The sequence below is a fragment of the Pseudomonas pudica genome (assembly GCF_015680405.1).
Lineage (GTDB): Bacteria > Pseudomonadota > Gammaproteobacteria > Pseudomonadales > Pseudomonadaceae > Aquipseudomonas > Aquipseudomonas pudica.
On sequence record NZ_JADLJS010000001.1, the window covers coordinates 145,142 to 167,865 of the forward strand.

At 60.2% G+C, this 22,724-nt stretch carries 23 protein-coding genes and 1 pseudogene; 15 read left to right on the top strand and 9 right to left on the bottom strand.

What is annotated here, in order from left to right; all coding sequences use genetic code 11:
* The first annotated feature begins 147 nt into the window (after positions 1-147).
* The 3 genes and pseudogenes from IRZ77_RS00665 to IRZ77_RS00675 all read left to right on the top strand — a co-directional run.
* Positions 148-1,104: an ATP-binding protein gene (locus IRZ77_RS00665; protein ID WP_196172667.1), complete on the top strand. Its 957-nt coding sequence runs from the start codon at positions 148-150 to the stop codon at positions 1,102-1,104.
* A complete protein-coding gene (locus IRZ77_RS00670; RefSeq protein WP_196172669.1) occupies positions 1,097-3,613 on the top strand; it encodes a TniQ family protein in 2,517 nt (838 codons plus the stop codon). Before IRZ77_RS00665 ends, IRZ77_RS00670 begins: the two co-directional genes overlap by 8 nt.
* A 208-nt stretch (positions 3,614-3,821) precedes the next feature.
* A pseudogene (locus tag IRZ77_RS00675) lies at positions 3,822-4,658 on the top strand (AraC family transcriptional regulator N-terminal domain-containing protein); the annotation flags it as partial.
* A gap of 27 nt (positions 4,659-4,685) precedes the next feature.
* On the opposite strand, the gene thpR reads toward IRZ77_RS00675, so the two are convergent.
* Positions 4,686-5,231 (bottom strand): RNA 2',3'-cyclic phosphodiesterase, encoded by a 546-nt coding sequence (thpR, locus tag IRZ77_RS00680; protein WP_108481627.1) that lies wholly within the window; start codon positions 5,229-5,231, stop codon positions 4,686-4,688.
* Positions 5,232-5,389: 158 nt separating this feature from the next.
* On the opposite strand from thpR, the gene lpxO reads away from it, so the two are divergent.
* The 5 genes from lpxO (at position 5,390) to IRZ77_RS00705 (ending at position 9,515) form a co-directional block, all read left to right on the top strand.
* A complete protein-coding gene (lpxO, locus tag IRZ77_RS00685; RefSeq protein WP_046614984.1) occupies positions 5,390-6,289 on the top strand; it encodes a lipid A hydroxylase LpxO in 900 nt (299 codons plus the stop codon).
* Positions 6,290-6,408: 119 nt separating this feature from the next.
* Complete coding sequence (locus IRZ77_RS00690) at positions 6,409-6,753, top strand: carboxymuconolactone decarboxylase family protein (RefSeq protein ID WP_013973174.1); 345 nt, start codon at positions 6,409-6,411, stop codon at positions 6,751-6,753.
* A 78-nt stretch (positions 6,754-6,831) separates the two neighbouring features.
* Entirely contained in the window at positions 6,832-7,401 is a 570-nt protein-coding gene (locus IRZ77_RS00695) for a GNAT family N-acetyltransferase (protein ID WP_046614983.1), read from the top strand.
* A gap of 78 nt (positions 7,402-7,479) precedes the next feature.
* A complete protein-coding gene (gene sstT, locus IRZ77_RS00700; RefSeq protein ID WP_046614982.1) occupies positions 7,480-8,688 on the top strand; it encodes a serine/threonine transporter SstT in 1,209 nt (402 codons plus the stop codon).
* A 179-nt stretch (positions 8,689-8,867) separates the two neighbouring features.
* Positions 8,868-9,515 carry a YceH family protein gene (locus tag IRZ77_RS00705; RefSeq protein ID WP_046614981.1) on the top strand — a complete coding sequence of 216 codons (648 nt, stop codon included), beginning with the start codon at positions 8,868-8,870 and terminating at the stop codon, positions 9,513-9,515.
* A gap of 4 nt (positions 9,516-9,519) precedes the next feature.
* On the opposite strand, the gene IRZ77_RS00710 is transcribed toward IRZ77_RS00705, so the two are convergent.
* The 8 genes from IRZ77_RS00710 to IRZ77_RS00745 all read right to left on the bottom strand — a co-directional run bounded on the left by IRZ77_RS00710 (position 9,520) and on the right by IRZ77_RS00745 (position 17,121).
* On the bottom strand, positions 9,520-9,708 hold the full coding sequence (locus tag IRZ77_RS00710) for a hypothetical protein (RefSeq protein WP_013973178.1): 189 nt from the start codon (positions 9,706-9,708) through the stop codon (positions 9,520-9,522).
* A gap of 171 nt (positions 9,709-9,879) precedes the next feature.
* Entirely contained in the window at positions 9,880-11,442 is a 1,563-nt protein-coding gene (gene ahpF, locus IRZ77_RS00715) for an alkyl hydroperoxide reductase subunit F (RefSeq protein ID WP_046614980.1), read from the bottom strand.
* 267 nt (positions 11,443-11,709) lie between these two features.
* Positions 11,710-12,273 carry an alkyl hydroperoxide reductase subunit C gene (gene ahpC / locus IRZ77_RS00720; protein WP_004375926.1) on the bottom strand — a complete coding sequence of 188 codons (564 nt, stop codon included), beginning with the start codon at positions 12,271-12,273 and terminating at the stop codon, positions 11,710-11,712.
* Between the two features lie 268 nt (positions 12,274-12,541).
* The gene (gene gorA, locus IRZ77_RS00725) at positions 12,542-13,897 is read right to left on the bottom strand and encodes a glutathione-disulfide reductase (protein ID WP_046614979.1); all 1,356 of its coding nucleotides are present in this window, start codon (positions 13,895-13,897) and stop codon (positions 12,542-12,544) included.
* Positions 13,898-14,077: 180 nt separating this feature from the next.
* Entirely contained in the window at positions 14,078-14,917 is an 840-nt protein-coding gene (gene galU / locus IRZ77_RS00730; RefSeq protein WP_013973181.1) for a UTP--glucose-1-phosphate uridylyltransferase GalU, read from the bottom strand.
* Between the two features lie 205 nt (positions 14,918-15,122).
* Positions 15,123-16,037, bottom strand: a complete 915-nt coding sequence (locus IRZ77_RS00735; RefSeq protein WP_046614978.1) for a c-type cytochrome — start codon at positions 16,035-16,037, stop codon at positions 15,123-15,125.
* Complete coding sequence (locus tag IRZ77_RS00740) at positions 16,034-16,684, bottom strand: c-type cytochrome (protein ID WP_046614977.1); 651 nt, start codon at positions 16,682-16,684, stop codon at positions 16,034-16,036. Before IRZ77_RS00740 ends, IRZ77_RS00735 begins: the two co-directional genes overlap by 4 nt.
* Positions 16,685-16,761: 77 nt before the next feature.
* Positions 16,762-17,121, bottom strand: a complete 360-nt coding sequence (locus IRZ77_RS00745; protein ID WP_025339668.1) for a hypothetical protein — start codon at positions 17,119-17,121, stop codon at positions 16,762-16,764.
* A gap of 160 nt (positions 17,122-17,281) precedes the next feature.
* Here IRZ77_RS00745 and IRZ77_RS00750 point away from each other — a divergent pair, with 160 nt between their 5' ends.
* The 7 genes from IRZ77_RS00750 (at position 17,282) to IRZ77_RS00780 (ending at position 22,704) form a co-directional block, all read left to right on the top strand.
* Positions 17,282-17,584, top strand: coding sequence for a DUF1883 domain-containing protein (locus IRZ77_RS00750; RefSeq protein ID WP_004375922.1), 303 nt, complete (start codon positions 17,282-17,284; stop codon positions 17,582-17,584).
* A 7-nt stretch (positions 17,585-17,591) separates the two neighbouring features.
* The gene (locus tag IRZ77_RS00755) at positions 17,592-17,762 is read left to right on the top strand and encodes a hypothetical protein (RefSeq protein ID WP_013973186.1); all 171 of its coding nucleotides are present in this window, start codon (positions 17,592-17,594) and stop codon (positions 17,760-17,762) included.
* 43 nt (positions 17,763-17,805) lie between these two features.
* Entirely contained in the window at positions 17,806-18,894 is a 1,089-nt protein-coding gene (locus IRZ77_RS00760) for an NAD(P)H-dependent flavin oxidoreductase (RefSeq protein ID WP_196172671.1), read from the top strand.
* A 198-nt stretch (positions 18,895-19,092) separates the two neighbouring features.
* Positions 19,093-19,851, top strand: a complete 759-nt coding sequence (modA, locus tag IRZ77_RS00765; RefSeq protein ID WP_153670735.1) for a molybdate ABC transporter substrate-binding protein — start codon at positions 19,093-19,095, stop codon at positions 19,849-19,851.
* On the top strand, positions 19,851-20,531 hold the full coding sequence (gene modB / locus IRZ77_RS00770; protein ID WP_025339672.1) for a molybdate ABC transporter permease subunit: 681 nt from the start codon (positions 19,851-19,853) through the stop codon (positions 20,529-20,531). Before modA ends, modB begins: the two co-directional genes overlap by 1 nt.
* Before the next feature lies 1 nt (position 20,532).
* A complete protein-coding gene (gene modC / locus IRZ77_RS00775) occupies positions 20,533-21,624 on the top strand; it encodes a molybdenum ABC transporter ATP-binding protein (RefSeq protein ID WP_046614974.1) in 1,092 nt (363 codons plus the stop codon).
* A 57-nt stretch (positions 21,625-21,681) separates the two neighbouring features.
* On the top strand, positions 21,682-22,704 hold the full coding sequence (locus IRZ77_RS00780) for a DNA topoisomerase IB (RefSeq protein WP_046614973.1): 1,023 nt from the start codon (positions 21,682-21,684) through the stop codon (positions 22,702-22,704).
* The last annotated feature ends 20 nt before the right edge of the window (positions 22,705-22,724 follow it).

A 22,724-nucleotide genomic window follows, 5' to 3' on the forward strand; every position in this document is an offset into this window, starting at 1 on the left:
ATTTCAACACTTATTGCGCCGAAAGCCGCGGGCTTTACTCCTGCCACGCCATATTAATTCTCTAAAATATCAATGCCTACCGCAGTAGATACAAGCCAATATTTCAGAATTAACAATGGCGATAAATATTGAAACGGAGTTGCTATTATGGACACCCGAACTGCAAAAATACTCGCTCGCTTTAAGCGCCAAGTAGTATTTTATGGGCAGTATAAATTTGCTTTTTCTCAGATCGAGAACGCTATTGAGAATACCGAAATTCTAGGCGAGCCTTTATGCGCCCTGCTCTATGGAGTAAGTGGCTCTGGAAAATCTACGTTATGCAGATATTGTGAAAAGTACCACAGCAGCGACCCTGTTGTTCGCCGCGATGACGGCACCTATGTTCAATTGCCCATTTTTTATTGTGAAGTCCCAGCACCAACCACTGTTCGAGGCCTTATAGGCAACATGTTTTCAACCTTGATAGGCCAGGAACCCAAAGGAACCGTGGTAAAGCTAACTCACCAACTCATAACCTGCTTGCATACAGCAGGGGTAAAGGTGATTTTTTTAGATGAAATACAACTACTCTGCGTGACAACCATAAGCCAAAAGGTCAAGCTCGACACGTTAAACTGGATTGTCACCCTACTAAATAAGTCTGGAATCCCAGTTATCTTATCTGGCACCGAGCTATGCCGAGACATCCGCAACAGCCTCGACACCTTTGCCAAGCGTTATCCTTACGTTGCCGAGCTCAGTAACTTCCGCTACGAAGAGCACAGCGACAGTGATTACTTCACAGTGCTCAAACAGCTTGACTCAGCGATGTATTCAATCGCTGGAATTGATAAGGGCGTCCACTTATACGACCGATCAATTGCAGCAGCCATATTCGTAGCGACTGCCGGAAATTTCAAGACTATGCGACTGATCATGAGCGACGCCTTAAAGTCTTGTTTACAAAGAGATGGACCATGCGAACTTAATCTTGCTGATTTTCACATAGCCTGCGAATGCATTTCCCTTCGAGACAGATTGGCTGATGAGAATCCGTTTGCACTTGAACTCACCACCAACTTAAAGACCATCAACGACTACCAGGAGAAAGTCAATGAATAAATTTCTATTTATCCCAAGACCTTTGCCGGAAGAAAGCCCTAGTAGTGTACTGAGGCGAATGGCTGATCGTCATGGCCTGGTAAAAAAATGTGATCTCTCTTATATGTATATTAGCCCCACCTATACCGGGGCCCTTCTTTACCGAAACCACTCAATCCCTCAATCAATAGCTGAGACGATTTCTTCACCTGAGGACCGAGAAAACTTTCTCAGCGGCTTTTATATGCCAATTACGGCATTGATAACTAAGCCAAAAATTCGTCTTTTGAATATTGAAGTGCCTTCTGATTTTATCAGATCCTCAGAAGCGGCGTATTGTTCAGAGTGCAGAAAAAATGGGCAAGAATATTTTATTAAGGATTTCACCCTTGCGCTTTACTGCCCCTACCATGCTCGTAAATATTTACGCAGATGTCCGACTTGCGGACAGAACCTGGCTTGGCATTGGCTTCTCGACAATCATTGCCGCTGCCCTGAACTTCCGGAGTCTCCCCTATGCAACCCCGATAGGCTTGTATTCGAACGGCGACTTCTTGATATTTTTAGAAATGGAGAATCTGAAAACTTCACAAAACTAATTGAGTATCTATACCTGCTCGGCTATCGCCGCACCGATGAATCACATTGCGCGGCAACCAGAGCCATTACACTACTGGCCCTAGCCATACTGGAGTGTAAGGAAAATGACATTCTTGACCAGTTGCGTCAGCTCAGTTGCTTGTACCCCACAATACCAAAGCGCATCATTTGCGCAAAGTTAGCATTGATCCAAACCATGGAGACAGAGAAATGCATCAAAGCTTTCTTGAGCCACCACCAAATTGAACCTACTTATAATTGCGACTCGCACGAACTACCATTGAAGTCAAGTTTCTTTCTGGAGCGTCCTCAACTATACACATGGCTTTCGACGAACCATCGTGAGCGCAGGTTGCTACCCAAGGAAAAGACGCTTACCACACTCAATGCGCGTTTCCCCCTTTGGAAAATAGAGAGGATCGAACACAAAATACAAGAACTTCGAAAGACAAATGAAGTGAGCCGTGACAAAATGGAATATTACATCACGACGAAAACTCTTAAACAAAATTTGGCTCTATCGGCCACCTGTATACACGACGCTGTATCAGAACGTCTCCTTACTCCTCATATAGGCCCGAGACACAAGTGGCTATTCGAAAAAGAAGACATCGCTCAATTTGAAAAAAAATTCATATCTATTCAGTTGCTTGCAACTCAGAGCAAGCTCCCACTGAGGAGTATTCGTAAAGCGCTTAGGCGCTTCCACAACCTAGACGTTGGCGTACTAAGACCAGCTTTTCGTCGCTATGTCATCAGCATGGAGCAAAAAGATGCTGTGCTTAAATGGCTTAACCGGTCAGAAGTCAGAGACATCCACGCAAAGCAACCTCATCATGTACTCCCACATCTGACAGGTAACGAATCAGGCTCTTGGCTCTCAGCTAAAGAGGCATCAGTTTTACTTCGCGTGGCTCCACTTACTGTTAAGGATCTGATCAGAGCAGGTTTGCTAACGTGTAAGTTCCGGTTAAAAAGAGGTAACGGATATGCTATCAACAACAACCACCTGCTCGAATTCAAAGAAAAATTTATTGGCATTAAAGAATCTTGCCTACTTCTGAAGTGCAATCTACATGCCACCTCCAGAATTCTTAGGAGCGTAAATATCCTACCAGTCACTGGACCCGGCGTGGACAGGTGCGAGAGAAACTTTTTCATACGGCATGATGTTGAGCTTTATGCAAGATCGCTCGATATGCAAAGCAAAGAGATTCTAGCCTATAATTTAGCAGACGCCTCAAAAGCACTGAGAATTTCGAAGAAGACCATCATCACACTTATAAGAAGCGGCATCCTCACCACAACCAACAGCCTTCTGAAACACGAGATTTTAATTGACAAGGTTAGCGTTGACGAATTATACAAGTCTTACATAACAGCGGGCACTCTTGCTAGCACATTGAAAACCCCGGTATCCTGCGTATGCCAAGAGCTAGTCAAAAATGGAATTACCCCTAAAGCGGGAGCCCACCAGAAACAACTTAGCCAAAATATTTATGAGCTAACCGAAATTATGAGCGTCTACCCTTCACTCGACACACCAATTGAACAAACGGTCAAAACAACAAAAAATCACTTAGTCAGCGTATCTGCAGTCCTCAGCAAATACGCAATATCCATGCAGCAGCTATCACTATTATTCACTTCTTCAGGACTCGTAGAGTATTTGCGCAATCCAAGTCAAGGATCCGAAGGTTATTACCTGACAAAAATTGATGCCCACAAGATCTCCAAGATACTGAATCGATATCTTACCTACCGTCAAGCCGACAACTGCTTTGGGCGCGTAGGCCTGACCAGCTTCTTAGTGCGACAAAAAAAACTTCAGGCGTTTTACCCGCTTTTACCTCATACCAATCACCCCATGGTAAAACGGGCTAGCCTGCTAAAATACATCGCATCTAAAACATCATCACAGCGACTCTAATCCGTTTAAAATACTTTACCCCCGCCTGCTTCCTTTCCTTCTGCCTCAGCTGCTCAGAGGATTTCTGCACTTTAATCTTGTGCAAAAAGGTCAATCACCTTGACGAAATTTTGCGAAACTCAACTGTTATTGACATTTGGATTTCAGTCATCCTGAAAGAATCTTTAAAAAACAAATATGCGATTTTTATCCTCTTTGAAAAATGGGGCCGGGCTTCGTGCCTACGCACCTGCCCCAGGTGCAGGTGCTGAGTTGGGATCACTATGTGGCCAGCAGCCCGCAGATCTACGAACCCAGCCTGATGATTCTGGCCCAGGGCAGCAAGCTGGCACGCCTGGGGCCGCGTACCCTGGAGTACGGCGCCGGGCATTACCTGGTGCAGGCATTGTCGGTACCGTTCATGTGCGAAACCTTCGCCACTCCCCAAGCACCGTTGCTGGGCGTGGCGGTGGATATCGACCGCAGCGTGCTGGGTGAACTGGTGCAAAGCATGGCCCTGGCGCCGGATGCCGCAGTGCAGGCGCAAACCCCGCAGTCGATGACCTCGGCGGCACTGGATGCGCCGATGCGCGAATGCGTGGAACGGCTGCTGCGCTGCCTGCAGGACCCAGTGGACGCCAGGGTACTGGGCCCGGCGCGGGTACACGAGGTGCTGTACACCGCCTTGCGCGGCCCACAGGCGGGCGTGTTGCGGGCGCTGGTGGAGCAACAAGGGCACTTCGCCCGCATCGGCGCCGCCCTTGCCTACCTGCGCGAACACTACACCGAGCCGCTGAGCGTGGAAGCGCTGGCCGCGCGCGCCAACATGAGCGTTTCGACCTTCCACGAGCACTTCAAGCGCTGCACCGACATGGCACCGATGCAGTACCTCAAGCGCCTGCGGCTGCTGAAGGCGCAGCAGATGCTGATCGGCGAAGGTCTGGGGGTGGCACAGACCGCGCACCGGGTGGGGTACCAGAGCACCTCGCAGTTCAGCCGCGAATACAAGCGCCAGTTCGACCGCAGCCCCGGGGATGAATTGCCGTACCAGAGCCTGCCGGTGTAATCGCCTGCCCTGGCGCCATGGCCTGAATCAGCTCGACAGCGGCCATTGCGCCAATGGCCAATAAGCGCCCTTGCGCGACTCGTACAGTGTGAAATGGCGGGCGGCGAGGTAAAAATCCGGCGCGCTGCTGGCTTCTGGCGGCTGGCCGCGGTAATCCCTGGCCAGCGTCAGGTGCGGGCGATACTCACGGTCGGCCGCTTCCACTCCCAACGGCAGCAGCGCCTGCTGCAAGCTGTACACCAGCTGCAACAGGGCCGGCGGCGTCTGCTGTGCCTCCAGCACCAAGGCGCTGGCCCGCTGCCACACCTGCAAGCGGTCCAGTACCAGCCGCGGTGCTGCGGACGACAGCGAAAGCTGGTCGACCGCCGCGCAAATTGCAGGCACCTGGGCGGTATCCACATCGCCCAGAAACAGCAATGTCACGTGGAAGTTGGCGGCCGGCACCGGCTTGCCGCTGCGCAGGTTCAAGCCACGTCGCCACTGAGCCAGGGCGCGACGCTGAGCCTCGCTGACCGGCAAGGCGAAAAACAACCGCTTGAAGGGGGTTCCGCCGGGGCGTACGTCCTGAATCATACGAACTCCTCAACATGAAACGTTTGCGCAAGGCTGTAGGGCATTACACCTAAGTCGCCCCGTCGTTTCGCAACAATAAGTACAAACTACCCCCATGATTGTTTATGCTGGCGGGCTTATGCCATGGCGCATGGCCATTTTTCGACAAGTAAACGTCCATGAAAATTGCACTCGTACTCCTCTTCGCCCTCTCGATCGCCTATGTTCACCTGCGCGGTCGGGTTCGTCACAAGCTGACCCGTCAGCTGGGCGATCACTCCAGCTTCCTGGCTCCGGTCAACAGCTTCCTGTACCTGTTTTCCAGGCACCCGGCCAAGCCTTACCTGCCGGTGGAGGCCTTCCCCGAACTGCAGACGCTGCAGGACCACTGGCAGGAGATCCGCGAGGAAGCCCAACAGCTGCTGCATGTGGGCGAAATCAAGAAGTCCGACAATTACGATGATGTCGGTTTCAACTCATTCTTCAAGACCGGCTGGAAGCGCTTCTACCTGAAGTGGTACGGCGAAAGCCACCCATCGGCGATGACCCTGTGCCCACGCACCACCGAGTTGCTAAAAGGTATCGGCACGGTCAAGGCCGCCATGTTCGCCACCCTGCCGCCGGGCGCCAAGCTGGTGCGCCACCGCGACCCGTATGCCGGTTCGTACCGCTACCACCTGGGCCTGGACACGCCGAACGACGACGGTTGCTACATCGACGTGGATGGTGAGAAGTATTCCTGGCGCGACGGCGAGGGCGTGGTCTTTGACGAGACCTACATCCACTATGCGGCCAATACCACCGAGCACAACCGCATAATCCTGTTCTGCGACGTGGAACGCCCGCTCAAGTACCGCTGGGCAACCGCGTTCAATCGCTGGTTCAGCCGCAACGTCATGGCCGCTGCCGCCGCACCCAACGATGCCGGGGACAAGACCGGTGGCATCAACCGGCTGTTCACCCGTATCTACAAGATCCGCGAACGTGGCAAGGCACTGAAGAAGCGCAACCGCACGCGCTACTATCTGGAGAAGTGGGCGTTCGTCGCGGCGTTGGTGCTGGTGTTCATCTACATCTGATCGCAGTGGTTGCGCGCAGCCCAAGGGCCTGCGCGCAACCAACCAAAGTACAAGTCTCACCCTTCCCACTCTTCGACTAGCCTGAAAGCTCCACTCGCAACCTCTCCAAGGTGAAGACGATGAGCATGATGGACTGGGACGCCTACCGTAAGCAGTTGATGGCCGGCATCGGCGATCTCAAGCAGCTTTCCCCTGACACCGTGGCTGGCTACATGACCGCCAGCGGCGCAGGGGCCAAGACCAACCACCTGGACGCCAAGACCCGCGAGCTGATTTCCCTTGCCGTGGCCGTGACCACCCGCTGCGACGGCTGCATCGCCGTGCACTCGCAGCAGGCCGTCAAGCACGGCGCCAGCCGCGAGGAAATCGCCGAAGCCCTCGGCGTGGCCGTGGCGATGAACGCCGGTGCCGCGCTGGTCTACTCGGCACGTGCCATGGATGCGGTAGGCAAGGCCAACGGCTGACCGCAAATGGCGTCGCCGCCCTTGCGCGACGGCGCCGCGCCACCCAGACTGGGCGGCCCAGCCCTTGCAGGAACCCGCATGATCCACATCCGCCCGATGACGCCGGAAGACTTCGAACGCTTCTGGCCCACCTTTCAGGCCGTAGTACAGGCCCGTGAAACCTACGCATTCGACCCCGACCTCGGTTTCGATCAGGCCCGCCAGCTATGGCTGGAATTGCCCGTGCGCACATTCGTGGCCGAGGAAGACGGCGAGCTGCTGGGTTCGTATTACCTCAAGGCCAATACCGCAGGGCCTGGTGGGCACGTGGGCAATTGCGGCTACATGGTCTGTGAACCGGCACGCGGCCGCGGCGTTGCGCGGTTGATGTGCGAGCACTCACAGAAACAGGCGCGCCAGGAGGGTTTTCTGGCCCTGCAATTCAATTCGGTGGTGGCCACCAATGAGGTGGCAGTGGCGCTTTGGCACAAGCTGGGCTTCGAAACCGTTGGCCGTTTGCCCAAGGCCTACCGCCATGCCCGACTTGGGCTGGTGGACTGCCTGGTGATGTACAAGTGGCTGGCAGACGAGCCGGTAGTGGAGAAGCCGCCACTGCTGATCGGGCGCAAGAACATCGAAGCGCGGGTGTCGCGTCGGCGCGGGCGCTGAGTGCTTCAGGCCGCCCTGCTCGACGAAGGTCTATGGTAAAGTCGCGCCCTTTTTGAACATGCTGGGATATCGCTGCACATGACCCCCATCCTCCGCTTCCTCAACCGCACCAGCCTGGTGACGCAGATCGTCATCGGCCTGATTGCCGGCATAGCCCTGGCCATGCTTGCGCCCGCCATCGCCCGCGACATGGCATTCCTCGGGAAAGTGTTCGTCAGCGCCCTCAAGGCGGTGGCACCCGTGCTGGTGTTCATCCTGGTCATGGCCTCGATTGCCAACCACCGCCACGGCCAGGAAACCCACATCCGCCCGATCCTCTGGCTGTACCTGCTGGGCACCTTCGGCGCCGCGGTAGTCGCCGTGGCCGCCAGCATGCTGTTCCCGTCGAACCTGGTGCTGAGCACCAGCGACGCTACGCTGAGCGCGCCGGGCGGCATCACCGAGGTGCTGCAGAACCTGCTGCTGAGTGCGGTCGACAACCCGATCAACGCCCTGCTCAACGCCAACTTCATCGGGATACTGACCTGGGCCATCGGCCTGGGCGTGGCCCTGCGCCATGCCGGCGAAACCACCCGCACCGTGGTCGAGGACCTGTCCAACGGCGTGACCCTGATCGTGCGCGTGGTCATCCGCTTCGCCCCGCTGGGCATCTTCGGCCTGGTCAGCGCCACGCTGGCCCAGTCGGGCCTGGACGCCCTGCTCGGCTATCTGCACCTGCTGGCAGTACTGATCGGCTGCATGCTGTTCGTGGCGCTGGTGATGAACCCGCTGATCGTGTACTGGAAAATCCGCCGCAACCCCTACCCGCTGACCCTGCTCTGCCTGCGCGAAAGCGGTATCACCGCGTTCTTCACCCGCAGTTCGGCGGCCAACATCCCGGTCAACCTGGCCCTGTCGGAGCGCCTTGGCCTGCATGAAGACACCTACTCGGTGTCGATCCCGCTGGGCGCGACCATCAACATGGCCGGTGCCGCCATCACCATTACCGTGCTGACCCTGGCGGCAGTGCATACTCTGGGTATCCCGGTGGACATGCCGACCGCCGTGCTGCTCAGCGTGGTGGCGGCGGTCTGTGCCTGCGGCGCCTCGGGCGTGGCCGGTGGCTCGCTGCTGCTGATTCCGCTGGCGTGCAGCCTGTTCGGCATCCCGAGCGAAATTGCCATGCAGGTGGTGGCGGTTGGCTTCATCATCGGCGTGCTGCAGGATTCGGCGGAAACGGCGCTGAATTCCTCGACCGATGTGCTGTTTACCGCGGCGGCGTGCCAGGCTGAAGAGCGTAAAGCCTGAGTTTGCCGGGGCCGCTTTGCGGCCCTTTCGCCGGCAAGCCAGCTCCCACAGGGATAGTGCCGGCCTTACGGCTTGTGCTGTACCTGTGGGAGCTGGCTTGCCGGCGATGATCCCAGTGATTGCTTAAGCCTGGCGCTTTACCTAGGCTAGTGGCCTTTCCCCAGCAATGAGACAGGGCCATGTCAGAACACGAAACCGTCGGCGAAGGCCGCTTCAACAGCATCGAGATCCGTGTTCTCGGCTCGCTGATCGAGAAGCAGGCCACCAGCCCTGAAAGCTACCCGCTGACCCTCAACGCCCTGGTCCTGGCCTGCAACCAGAAGACCAGCCGCGAACCGGTGATGAACCTCACCCAAGGCCAGGTCGGCCAGGCCCTGCGCGCCCTCGAAGGGCAAGACATGACCCGCCTGCAGATGGGCAGCCGCGCCGACCGCTGGGAACAGAGGGTGGACAAAGCACTGGAGCTGGTACCGGCGCAACTGGTGCTGATGGGCCTGATGTTCCTGCGCGGGCCGCAAACCCTCAACGAACTGCTGACCCGCAGCAACCGCCTGCACGACTTCGACGACACCGAGCAGATCCAGCACCAGCTGGAACGCCTGATCTCGCGCGGCCTGGCCTTGCACCTGCCACGCCAGCCCGGCCAGCGCGAAGACCGCTACACCCATGCCTTGGGCGACCCGGCGGAAATCGAGGCGATCCTGGCTGCACGGCAGCAGGAAGGCGGGGCACGCAGCAGCGGCGGCAATGTGTCGGAAGAACGCATCGAAGCCCTCGAAGCCCGCATCGCGGCGCTGGAGGCACGCCTGGCCGAGCTGGAAGGCTGAGCCGTCACGGCTCGGGGTCTGGGAAGTTGCGGCAACTCTTGCGCTCGGCCAGCTCTCGGTCACTCGGGCGCTGGTCGACGAACACGGTGCGGCCGTCGGCGTAGATTTCCAGGTAGCCCCAGTGCAGGTCCTGCTCTTGCTGCCCGGGTTTCGGGGGGACTAGCCACCAGGGTTCGCGGCTGATCAGGGTCATGGGTGTGATTCCTGAGGGTGTCTGCAGTAATCATAGACATCCTCATGTACTGCTTTGTTTGTACTGGCCTCTTCGCAGCAGAAGGCTGCTCCTACAGATTCCGCACAGTTTTTGAATACTGTGGAATTCCCTGTAGGAGCAGCCTTGCGCTGCGAAGAGGCCGGTACGGGCTTACGCCGGTGCCGAAGTGCGAATCAGGTGGTCAAAGGCCGCCAGCGATGCCTTGGCCCCCTCACCCACCGCGATCACGATCTGCTTGTACGGCACGGTCGTCACGTCACCCGCCGCAAACACACCCGGGATGCTGGTCTGGCCCTTGGCGTCGACGATGATCTCGCCACGCGGCGAGAGCTCGAGGGTGCCTTTCAGCCAGTCGGTATTCGGCAGCAGGCCGATCTGCACGAAGATGCCTTCCAGCGCCACTTCATGCTGCTGGTCGTTGGTGCGGTCCTTGTAACGCAGGCCGGTCACCTTTTCGCCATTGCCCAGCACTTCGGTGGTCAGCGCACTGGTGATCACCTTCACGTTCGGCAGGCTGTGCAACTTGCGCTGCAGCACGGCATCGGCACGCAGCTGGCTGTCGAACTCGATCAGTGTTACCTGGGCAACGATACCCGCCAGGTCGATGGCCGCTTCCACGCCGGAGTTGCCACCACCGATCACCGCCACGCGTTTGCCCTTGAACAGCGGGCCGTCGCAGTGCGGGCAGTAGGCTACGCCACGGGCGCGGTATTCCTGCTCGCCCGGCACGTTCATTTCGCGCCAGCGTGCACCGGTGGCCAGGATTACGGTCTTGGCCTTGAGCGATGCGCCGCCGGCCAGGCGCACTTCGTGCAGGCCGCCATCGGTGGCCGGGATCAAGGCTTCACCGCGCTGCAGGTTCATGATGTCCACGTCGTACTGCTTGACGTGCTCTTCCAGCGCCGTGGCCAGCTTCGGCCCTTCGGTTTCCTGTACCGAGATGAAGTTCTCGATGGCCAGGGTATCGAGCACCTGGCCGCCGAAACGCTCGGCCGCAATACCGGTGCGGATGCCTTTACGGGCGGCATAGATGGCTGCCGAAGCACCGGCTGGGCCACCACCTACCACCAGCACGTCGAAGGCGTCCTTGGCATTGATCTTCTCGGCCTGGCGGCTGCCTGCGTTGGTGTCGATCTTGCCAAGGATTTCTTCCAGGCCCATGCGGCCCTGGCCGAACACTTCGCCGTTCAGGTAGATGCTCGGCACCGCCATGATCTTGCGCGATTCCACTTCCGCCTGGAAAAGCGCGCCGTCGATGGCCACGTGGCGTACGTTGGGGTTGAGCACCGCCATCAGGTTGAGCGCCTGGACCACATCCGGGCAGTTCTGGCACGACAGCGAGAAGTAGGTTTCGAAGGTGAACTCGCCTTCCAGTGCCTGGATCTGCTCGATCACTTCGGCACTGGCCTTCGAGGGGTGGCCGCCGACTTGCAGCAGTGCCAGCACCAGCGAGGTGAATTCGTGGCCCATGGGGATGCCGGCGAAGCGCAGGCTTATGTCGGCCCCCGGGCGGTTCAGCGAGAACGATGGACGACGGGCATCGCTGCCGTCCGCACTGAAGGTAATAAGATTCGACAGGCTGGCAATTTCCGCCAGCAGGTCGTGCAATTCGCGGGATTTCGCGCCGTCGTCGAGGGAGGCAACGATCTCGATCGGCTGGGTGACCCGCTCCAGGTAGGTTTTCAGTTGCGATTTAAGCGTGGCGTCCAACATACGGGCGATTCCTTTTTCAAAACTCGAATACAAAAACGCCCAGGCGAGGTCGCCCGGGCGTTTGACGGGGCGGTAAGTACTTCAGCTTTGGCGGCTGCTCACCGCCCGCGTCAAGCGCATGATCGGATTTTCGTTCGAGAAGTGCCTGCGCGGCGATCAGGCAAGGCGAAAACAGGCGAGGAAGCGGAGTTGACAGGTTGTCAATGAGCATTCCGAGCCTGTTTTCAACGCAGCATGGTCGTCGCGCAGGCGCTTATCGGGCGAAAATTAGATCTTGCCGACCAGGTCCAGCGATGGCGCCAGGGTGGCTTCGCCTTCTTTCCACTTGGCCGGGCAAACTTCGCCTGGGTGAGCGGCAACGTACTGGGCAGCTTTCACTTTGCGCAGCAGTTCGGCAGCATCGCGGCCTACACCACCGTCGTTCAGTTCGACGATCTTGATCTGGCCTTCCGGGTTGATCACGAAGGTACCGCGATCGGCCAGGCCGGCTTCTTCGATCAGCACGTCGAAGTTGCGCGAGATGACGTGGGTCGGGTCACCGATCAGCGGGTACTGGATCTTGCCGATGGTGTCCGAAGTGTCGTGCCAGGCTTTGTGGGTGAAGTGGGTGTCGGTGGACACGCCGTAGATTTCCACGCCCAGCTTCTGGAACTCGGCGTAGTTGTCAGCAAGGTCACCCAGCTCGGTCGGGCAGACGAAGGTGAAGTCGGCCGGGTAGAAGAACACGACAGACCACTTGCCTTTCAGGTCGGCTTCGCTGACCTGGACGAATTCGCCCTTGTGGTAGGCGGTGGCGTTGAACGGTTTGACCTGGCTGTTGATGATTGGCATGAGAGACGCTCCTTCATGGGGTTGGAAACATTTGATGGAGAGAATCCTAACCGCTGATCCCGCTAAAGGCTCATTGGCAAAGCTCATGCTTTTGATTGGTTTTGGCTATAACTGAGGATAATTAATAGAAGGGAATGGGCTGAGCAAAGGATTGCGGGGGCATTCAAGGGCCCCATTGCCGGCAAGCCAGCTCCCACAGGTACAGCGCAGGTCTCTGGACTTGTGCGATACCTGTGGAGCTGGCTTGCCGGCGATGGGGCCAGTGGCGTCAGCGGGTGACCGTGCGCATGGTCACGAACTCTTCGGCCGCGGTCGGGTGCACGCCAATGGTTTCGTCGAACTGTTGCTTGGTCGCACCGGCCTTCAGGGCAATGCCCAGGCCCTGGATGATCTCGCCGGCGTCGGGGCCAACCATGTGGCAACCCAGTACCTTATCAGTCTCGGCATCGACCACCAGCTTCATCAGGGTCTTTTCCTGGATGTCGGTCAGGGTCAGTTTCATCGCACGGAAGCGGCTCTCGAATACCTGTACCTTGTGCCCGGCCTCCAGCGCCTGCTCCTCGGTCAGGCCCACGGTGCCGATCGGCGGCTGGCTGAATACTGCGGTGGGGATGTTCTGGTAGTCCACAGGGCGGTATTGCTCGGGCTTGAACAGGCGCCGGGCCACGGCCATGCCTTCGGCCAGAGCCACCGGAGTGAGTTGCACGCGGCCAATCACGTCGCCAATGGCCAGGATCGACGGCGCGGTGGTCTGGTACTGCTGGTCAACACGAATGTAACCCCGTGCGTCCAGCTCGACGCCGGTGTTTTCCAGGCCCAGGTTGTCCAGCATCGGGCGCCGGCCGGTGGCATAGAACACGCAATCGGTGACCAGCTCGCGCCCATCCTTGAGGGTGGCCTTGAGGCTGCCGTCCTCGAGCTTGTCGATGCGCTGGATGTCGGCATTGAACTGCAGGTCGAGCCCGCGCTTTTCCAGTTCTTCCTTCAGGTGCGTGCGTACCGAACCGTCGAAGCCACGCAGGAACAGGTCGCCACGGTACAGCAGCGTGGTAGCCGCCCCCAGACCCTGGAAGATGCCAGCGAACTCGACCGCGATATAGCCACCGCCCACCACCAGCACTCGGCGTGGCAGGTCCTTGAGGTAGAAGGCTTCGTTGGAGGTGATGGCCAGTTCCTTGCCCGGAATGTCCGGCACCTGTGGCCAGCCACCGGTGGCGATTAGGATGTGCTCGGCGGTGTAGCGCTGGCCGTCCACTTCCACTTCGTTGGCACCGGTCAGACGCGCATGCCCCTGCAGCAAGGTGACCCCGCTGTTGACCAGCAGGTTGCGGTAGATACCGTTGAGGCGCTCGATTTCCCGGTTCTTGTTGGCAATCAGGGTGCCCCAGTCGAAATGCCCTTCTTCCAGGGTCCAGCCGAAGCCTGCGGCCTGCTCCAGTTCGTCGGCGACATGTGCCCCGTACACCAGCAGTTTTTTTGGCACGCAGCCGACGTTGACACAGGTACCGCCCAGGTAGCGGCTCTCGGCCACTGCCACCTTTGCCCCGAAGCCGGCGGCAAACCGCGCCGCGCGTACACCGCCGGACCCGGCACCAATCACGAACAGATCAAAATCGTAGGCCATGTATTCACTCCCCTAGGCAGGCGCCCAGCATAACGCACTGGGGCCGCTTTGCGCCCCTTCGCGGGCCCGCCCGCTCCCACAGTACCGGCGCAACCTTGAAGGTCTGCACAATACCTGTAGGAGCGGGCGAGCTTGCGAAGGGGTGCAAAGCGGCCCCAGTCTCAAGCAACTAGCGGCTTATCAGTAAGCCTTGCCAGTCTTGTAGTAGTTCTCGAAGCAGAAGTTGGTCGCGTCGATGTAGCCTTCGGCACCACCGCAGTCGAAACGCTTGCCTTTGAACTTGTAGGCGATCACGCAGCCGTTCTGCGCCTGTTGCATCAGGGCGTCGGTGATCTGGATCTCGCCGCCTTTGCCCGGCTCGGTGTTGGCGATGATGTCGAAGATGTCCGGGGTCAGGATGTAGCGACCGATGATCGCCAGGTTCGACGGGGCATCTTCCGGCTTTGGCTTCTCGACCATGTTGGTGACGCGGAAAATGTCGTCACGGATCATGTCGCCGGCGATCACGCCGTACTTGTTGGTTTCCTGCGGATCGACTTCCTGGATGGCGACGATCGAGCAACGGAACTGGTTATACAGCTTGACCATCTGGGTCAGTACGCCGTCACCTTCCGGGTTCACGCACAGGTCGTCCGCCAGCACCACGGCGAAAGGCTCGTCACCGATCAGCGGGCGGCCGGTCAGGATGGCGTGGCCCAGGCCTTTCATTTCGGTCTGGCGGGTGTAGGAGAACGAGCACTCGTCGAGCAGGCGACGGATACCAACCAGGTATTTTTCCTTGTCGGTGCCCTTGATCTGGTTTTCCAGCTCATAGCTGATGTCGAAGTGGTCTTCCAGAGCACGCTTGCCGCGCCCGGTGACGATGGAGATCTCGTTCAGACCGGCATCCAGTGCCTCTTCAACGCCATACTGGATCAGTGGCTTGTTGACCACCGGCAGCATTTCCTTGGGCATGGCTTTGGTAGCGGGCAGGAAGCGGGTGCCGTAACCGGCTGCCGGGAACAAGCATTTCTTGATCATATACGTCCTTAAAAAAGGCTAGGCCTGTGGAATTCGGCGCAGTCTAATCAGGCGGCAGTCACCTTACAATGCCCCACCTGTGGCCGATCGATGGGAAGATAGAGATAACCCAGTGTAGATAGTTCCGGGGGATCGTAAATATTGCTGTCATCCACGACAGCTGGATGACAGCAAATGGGGGTGCCTGTATTGGCCTGGCAGGCAATCAGCTACCGGTGCCCTGCCCGATCAGCACCCCATCGACCTTCTGCCCATACAGGTTCACCCCATCGTTGGCATGGAACTTCACCCGCGTTTTCTCGATGGAGCCTTCCACCAGACGCGGATCCTGCGGCCTTTCATGGCGGTTGACCCAGGCCGCCACGTCCCAGGCCTGCTGGTCACTCAGGCTGCCCGGCTTGCCCAGCGGCATGTTGTACTTGATGAACGACGCCGCAGTATTGATGCGGTGCATGCCGGCGCCCCAGTTGTAGGAGTCCTTGCCCCACAGCGGCGGCATCACATACTCGCCCGCCACCTTCTGCCCCTCGCCGTTGTCGCCGTGGCAAATCGCACACTGCTCACGATAAACCTGCTGGCCGCGCTTGAAGTCGTATCCGCCCTTGGGCTGCGGCACCTCCGGGTAGCCACGCCCGGCAATCTCCACGCCGGTCGGCGCCTTGGTCGACAGCCAGTATGAATACACCGCCAACGCCGTCATCTGCGGGCTGTCGGCCGCAGGCGGCTTGCCGTTCATGCTGAACTGGAAGCAGCCCTGGATACGCTCGGCGTAGGTGTTGACCTTGTCGTTTTTCTTGCGGTAGGCGGGGTACATCGGGTACGCCCCCCACATCGGCGCGGAATGCGCCAGCCGCCCCTGGTCAAGGTGGCAGTTGCTGCAGTTCATGCCATTGCCCACGGCCTCGGGCATCAACCTGCGGGTGTCGACGAACAAGGCATGCCCCTCACGCACCATCTTGCCAAAGGCATTGTCAGGCAACTCGCTTTCCGCTGGCGGCACGAACTGCGGCGCGGCCTGCACGCCAGGCACTTTCAACTGCGACTGGTCTTCCATGGCGATCTGGGCGGCCTGGGCGCTGCCCATGGCCAGCAGCAACAGGGCTGGAATCATCGGTTTCATGGCTTGACCTCCTGGCTGGCGGGGCGGGCGAAGAACTCGGCAACAGCCTTGATCTCGTCATCGGTCATGGCCTTTGCCACACCGACCATCAGCTGGTTGGGGTCATTGCTGCGGGTGCCGTCACGCCAGGCATTGAGCTGCGCCACCAGGTAACTGGCGGGCTGGCCGGCCAGGGGCGGAAAGTGTTCGCCAACCCCGCCACCACCCGGGCCATGGCATTGCACGCAACCAGGAATCTGCCGGCTCCAGTCACCGTACAGGGCCATGCGGGTGGTCGGGTCATCGGCAATCTGCTGGCGACGCAGGTCGCTTGCAGGGTCTGCCGGCAGGCTGGCCAGATAGGTGCTGACAGCCTTGATCTCATCCTCGCTCAGGGCCTTGGCAAGCGGCTCCATCACCGGCTGCTTGCGGCTGCCGCTGCGCAAATCATGCAATTGCTTGCTGAGGTAAGCGGCCGGCAGCCCGGCCAGGCGTGGGAAGCCGGCAGCGGCAATGCCCTTGCCGTCCGGGCCATGGCAACCCAGGCAAGCCATGGCGGCGGGGTTGGCCCCGCCCTGGGTGAAGACTTTCTGGCCATCGGCGGCATGCGCCGCGGGCCAGGCCAGGATCAGCAGGCTGCCGATCACGACGCGTCTCAACGGTGTCATCACGAATCTCCTTTTCTATTGTTATATGCTTAGGCCTAAAACATATAAGCAAAAGGAGCGTGATCAGTTGCGCTGGATCAACTCCCGGAGATGCATTGGGTGGCTGCGGTGCGCACGTCGCCCAGGCGCAGCGGGAAGTTGTTCAGCCGCTCGTGCAGCTTGATGCTGCTGCCGCTGCCACGCTTGTCTATATCCACCAGCGCCGCCGGGCCCACGCCCGAGCTGATCTTCTGTGGCACGATCAGCCGCAGGCCATCGCCGCGCTGCTCTTCCACCAGCGGGTCGCGGGTATCGGCCAGCTTCTGCTTGACGCAATCGGCATACGCGCGCGGGGACTTGCCGGAGATCACATCCAGCGTTTCACGCGACTGTTCCAGTTCGGTAACACTCACACAGCCACCCAGCGTCACCGCCAACGCCGCCACCATCCACTTCATTTGCAGCACCTCTGCCTTCAAGAATCCGCTTCGACCACAGCCAGGCCGTTTTGCTCCCTGCTTTGGCAGATTTATCTACGCCTGGCGGAACAGCGCGGCAGTGTAACTCGACATCGTGGTATCTTTCGCGTTTGCAGAACCAATCCTTGCGGAGCATCACATGAAATTCGTACACCAGCGCGAGCACCTGAACGAGGACGACATTGTCGTCATCGAGTGCTCCCAGCGCTGCAATATCCGCCTGATGAACGACGCCAACTTCCGCAGCTTCAAGAACGGCGGCCGTCACACCTACCACGGTGGCCATTTCGACAAGTTCCCGGCGAAGATCACCGTGCCCAGCACCGGTTTCTGGAACATCACCATCGATACCGTGACAACCCGCCCGATCTCGGTCACCCGCAAGCCAACCTTGACCCACAAGATCAAGATCGTCCGTCGTTCATCATCGAAACTCAGATAAGGCCACCATGACCCAGACCACCAAGTACGTCATCAAGTACAAACTCGACGGCCAGCGCCGCTGGGACTTCGCGCTGATGCCCGACGCTTCCCTCGAACAAGCCCTGGAAGCCCTGCGCAAGATTCACGGCGAAGACGCCGAGAAGATCAGCGACATCCAGGTCAGCAAAGCCTTGTAAGCCCCCGCTCCGCCTTACCGCTCGCCCGCGCAAGGAGAATCGCATGAGCCACTGGCCCGACCGCCGCATCCTCGACCTGCTGGGCATCGAGTTGCCCATTCTGCAGGCCCCCATGGCCGGTGCGACGGGCTCGGGCATGGCCATTGCCGTCGGCCTGGCGGGCGGTTTGGGCGCCCTGCCCTGCGCCATGCTCACGGGCGACCAGGTACGCGCCGAGATCGCCGCCTTCCGCGCCGGCTGCCCGGGCCGCCCGTTGAACCTGAACTTCTTCTGCCACCAGCCGCCTGCGCCCGATGCCGAGCGCGATGCACGCTGGAAGCAGGCGCTCGAGCCCTATTACAACGAAGTGGGTGCCGACTTCGCGGCGCCCACGCCGGTGTCCAACCGCGCGCCTTTCGACGAACAGAGCTGCCAGCTGGTCGAGCAACTGCACCCGGAGGTGGTGAGCTTCCACTTTGGCCTGCCTCAGGCCGACCTGCTGCAACGGGTGAAGGCCAGTGGTGCCAAGGTGCTGTCCAGCGCCACCACCGTAGAAGAAGCAGAGTGGCTGGAGCTCCACGGCTGTGATGCGATCATTGCCATGGGCTATGAAGCGGGCGGCCATCGCGGCATGTTCCTCAGCGACGATATCACCAGCCAGATCGGTACCTTCGCCCTGGTGCCGCAGGTGGCCGATGCGGTCAGCGTGCCGGTGATTGCCGCCGGCGGCATTGCTGACCACCGCGGCCTGTTGGCGGCACTGGCCTTGGGGGCTTCGGCCGTGCAGATCGGCACGGCTTACCTGTTCTGCCCCGAGGCCCAGGTCTCGCCGGCGCATCGCCTGGCCCTGGACAGCGCGTCTGCCAGCGACACGGCGCTGACCAACCTGTTCACCGGCCGACCGGCGCGTGGCATCAACAACCGCATCATGCGTGAGCTGGGGCCAATGAGCGACCTGGCACCGCGCTTCCCGCTGGCCGGTGGGGCATTGATGCCTTTGCGGGCGATTACGGATCCGCAAGGCAACAGCGATTTCAGCAACCTGTGGTCGGGGCAGGCGTTGCGGCTGGGCAGGCATATGCCGGCGGGCGAGTTGACCCGGGAGATTGCCGAAAAGGCGCTGGCCGTGATCGGCCGCCAGGCGTCTGCATAAGCAGGCTCGGCCGCCTCTTCGCGGGCTTGCCCGCTCCCACAGGTTCACCACTGGTTTTGAATGCTGCGCAGTACTGTGGGAGCGGGCAAGCCCGCGAAGGGGCCGGACCTGCCCATGCATCATCCTGCCCCCTTTCCGGCCCATGGCCTATCGCTATATAGTTCAGGCTATAACGATAACTCCCAAGGAACTGTCTTCATGCGTATCCGCCCGTCCCACCTGGCTGCCACCGCCCTGGCCAGCCTGCTCGCCTTCAACAATGCCTGGGCCGATGAAGTCCAGGTCGCGGTCGCAGCGAACTTCACAGCGCCGATCCAGGCCATTGCCAAGAACTTCGAAAAAGACACCGGCCACAAGCTGGTCGCCGCCTATGGCGCCACCGGCCAGTTCTACACGCAAATCAAGAACGGGGCGCCGTTCGAGGTATTCCTGGCTGCCGACGACAGCACCCCGGCCAAGCTCGAGCAGGAAAAGGCCATTGTTCCGGGCTCGCGCTTCACCTACGCCATCGGCACCCTGGCCCTGTGGTCGGCCACGCCCGGCTATGTCGACGCCAACGGCGAAGTGCTGAAGAAGAACCAGTTCAAGCACCTGTCCATCGCCAACCCGAAAACCGCTCCCTACGGCCTGGCCGCCACCCAGGTGCTGGACAAGCTGAAACTGACCGAAACCACCAAGCCCAAGCTGGTCGAAGGGCAGAACATCACCCAGGCGTTCCAGTTCGTCTCCACCGGCAATGCCGAGCTGGGCTTTGTCGCCCTGTCGCAAATCTACAAGGATGGCAAGGTCGAAAGCGGGTCGGCCTGGATCGTGCCCTCGTCCCTGCACGAGCCCATCCGCCAGGACGCGGTAATCCTCGAAAAAGGCAAGGACAACCCCGCCGCCAAGGCCCTGGTCGACTACCTGAAGGGCCCGAAAGCCGCGGCGGTGATCAAATCCTACGGTTATGAAATCTGATGCCGCTGGACGCCAGCGACCTGGGTGCCATCTGGCTGACCGTGAAACTGGCCAGCCTGACTACCCTGATCCTGCTGATCGTCGGCACGCCCATCGCCTGGTGGCTGGCGCGCACGCGCTCGTGGCTGCGCGGGCCGGTTGGCGCGGTAGTGGCCTTGCCGCTGGTACTGCCACCCACGGTGATCGGCTTCTACCTGCTGATCGCCCTCGGCCCGCATGGCTGGCTGGGCCAGGCGACCCAGGCGCTGGGCCTGGGCAGCGTGGTGTTCAGTTTTACCGGCTTGGTGATCGGCTCGGTGATCTACTCCATGCCGTTCGTGGTCCAGCCGCTGCAGAATGCCTTTGGCGCCATTGGCCAGCGGCCGCTGGAAGTGGCTGCCACATTGCGCGCCAGCCCCTGGGACACCTTCGTCCACGTGGTGCTGCCGTTGGCCCGCCCGGGCTTCATCACCGCCAGCATCCTCGGTTTCGCCCACACGGTGGGCGAGTTCGGCGTGGTGTTGATGATCGGCGGCAACATCCCCGACAAGACACGCGTGGTCTCGGTGCAGATCTTCGACCATGTCGAAGCCATGGCCTATTCGCAAGCGCACTGGCTGGCCGGTGCCATGCTGGTATTCTCGTTCCTGGTGCTGCTCCTGCTGTACGCTGGACGCCGCGGCAAGGCTGGCTGGAGCTGATATGAGCGCATCGATTGTGGCGCGCCTGAAACTGGCGCGCGACGACTTCACCCTGGACGTAGACCTGCACCTGCCCGGCCGCGGCATCAGTGCGTTGTTCGGCCACTCCGGTTCTGGCAAGACCAGCTGCCTGCGTTGCCTGGCCGGGCTGGAGCGGGCCGCCAGCGCCTACATCGAAGTCAACGGCGAAATCTGGGAAGACAGCGCCCGGGGCTTCTTCCAGGCACCGCACCTGCGCCCGGTGGGCTATGTGTTCCAGGAGGCCAGCCTGTTCCCGCACCTGTCGGTACGCGGCAACCTGGAGTTCGGCTGGCGGCGGGTGGCCGCCGCCGAGCGCAAGGTCAGCCTCGACCAGGCCTGCCAGTTGCTGGGTATCGGCCACTTGCTGGCACGCCGGCCGGCGACCTTGTCCGGTGGCGAGGCGCAGCGGGTGGGCATTGCCCGCGCCCTGCTCAGCAGCCCGCGCCTGCTGTTGATGGACGAGCCGCTGGCTGCCCTCGACGGGCCGCGCAAGCGCGAGATCCTGCCCTACCTGGAACGCCTGCACGACGAACTGGACATCCCGCTGGTGTATGTCAGCCATGCCCAGGAGGAAGTGGTGCGGCTGGCCGACTACCTGGTGTTGCTGGAGCAAGGCCAGGCAGTGGCCAGCGGCCCGATCGGCGAAACCCTGGCCCGTCTCGACCTGTCGATGGCCGAGGGCGAGGATGCCGGCGTGGTGTTCGAGGGCCTGGTGGTGGGGTATGACCCGCACTACGAACTACTCGACCTGCGCCTGTCCGGCAATGACGGGCCGCTACTGCGCATCGCCCACCCGGCCCAGGTGGTGGGCAGCACCTTGCGCGTCAAGGTACAGGCACGTGACGTCAGCCTGGCCCTGGCAGCCGACAGCACTTCAAGCATCCTCAACCGCCTGCCGGTGCGCGTGCGCGAAAGCCGCCCGGCCGCCAACCGGGCCCATGTACTGGTCAGCCTGGATGCCGGCGGCAACGCCCTGCTAGCGCGCATCACCCGCTTTTCGGCAGACCAGCTCGGCCTGCACCCGGGCCAGGTGCTGTTTGCGCAGATCAAATCGGTGGCGTTGCTAGGCTGAGCATCGGCCCCGTCGCTGGTGTCCATTGATCAGTGACCTGATCGAGGCCTGCCAGCCATGCTTGACTGCCCCCTTCCACGCACCCTGCACTACGTCGACGATAGCCAGCCAGGCCTGACCCGGCGGCGCTGGCGGGGCCGCTTCATCTACCTGGATGCCGACGGCCAGCGGGTACGCGACAGCGATACTCTCGCCCGCATCGCTGCACTGGTAATCCCACCGGCCTATACCGAGGTGTGGATCTGCGCCGACCCGCAAGGCCACCTGCAGGCGACAGGTCGCGATGCCCGTGGCCGAAAGCAGTACCGCTACCATGCACAGTGGCGCGAAGTACGCGACCAGCACAAGTACGGGCGCATGCTGGCGTTTGCCCAGGCCCTGCCGAAACTGCGTGCACAGCTGCACGCCCACCTTGCCCGGCCGGGCCTGGACCGGGAAAAGGTGATGGCGCTGGTGGTCAGCCTGCTGGACCACACCCTGATCCGGATCGGTAACCAGCGCTACCTGCGTGACAACCAGTCCTATGGACTGACCACCCTGCGCAACCGTCATGTCGAGGTGAAAGGCAGCAGCATCCGCTTCCAGTTCCGCGGCAAGCGTGGCGTCGAGCACAGCGTCAGCCTCAACGATCGGCGCCTGGCCAACCTGCTCAAGCGCTGCATGGAGCTGCCCGGGCAAGCGCTGTTTCAGTACCTGGACGACGACGGCCAGCGTCACAGTGTCGGCTCCAGCGAGGTCAACCAGTTTCTGCAGCAGCTGACCGGTGCCGACTTCACCGCCAAGGACTACCGCACCTGGGCCGGAAGCAGCCTGGCCCTGGCCCTGCTCAGGCCCTTGGCCTGGGAGCCCGAGAGCGAAGCCAAACGCCAGGTTGCCGCCATCGTCCGCCAGGTCGCATCACGCCTGGGCAATACACCGGCAGTTTGCAGGCGCTGCTACATTCACCCGGCGGTACTTGAACACTATGCCCTTGGGCGCCTGGCCAACTTGCCGAAGAACCGTGTACGCAAAGGTCTGGACCGTGAAGAGGTGGCCTTGCTGTTGTTTCTTCAGGCACTCGAGGAACAGGATGACCATTAACCCGGTCTATTCAGACCATG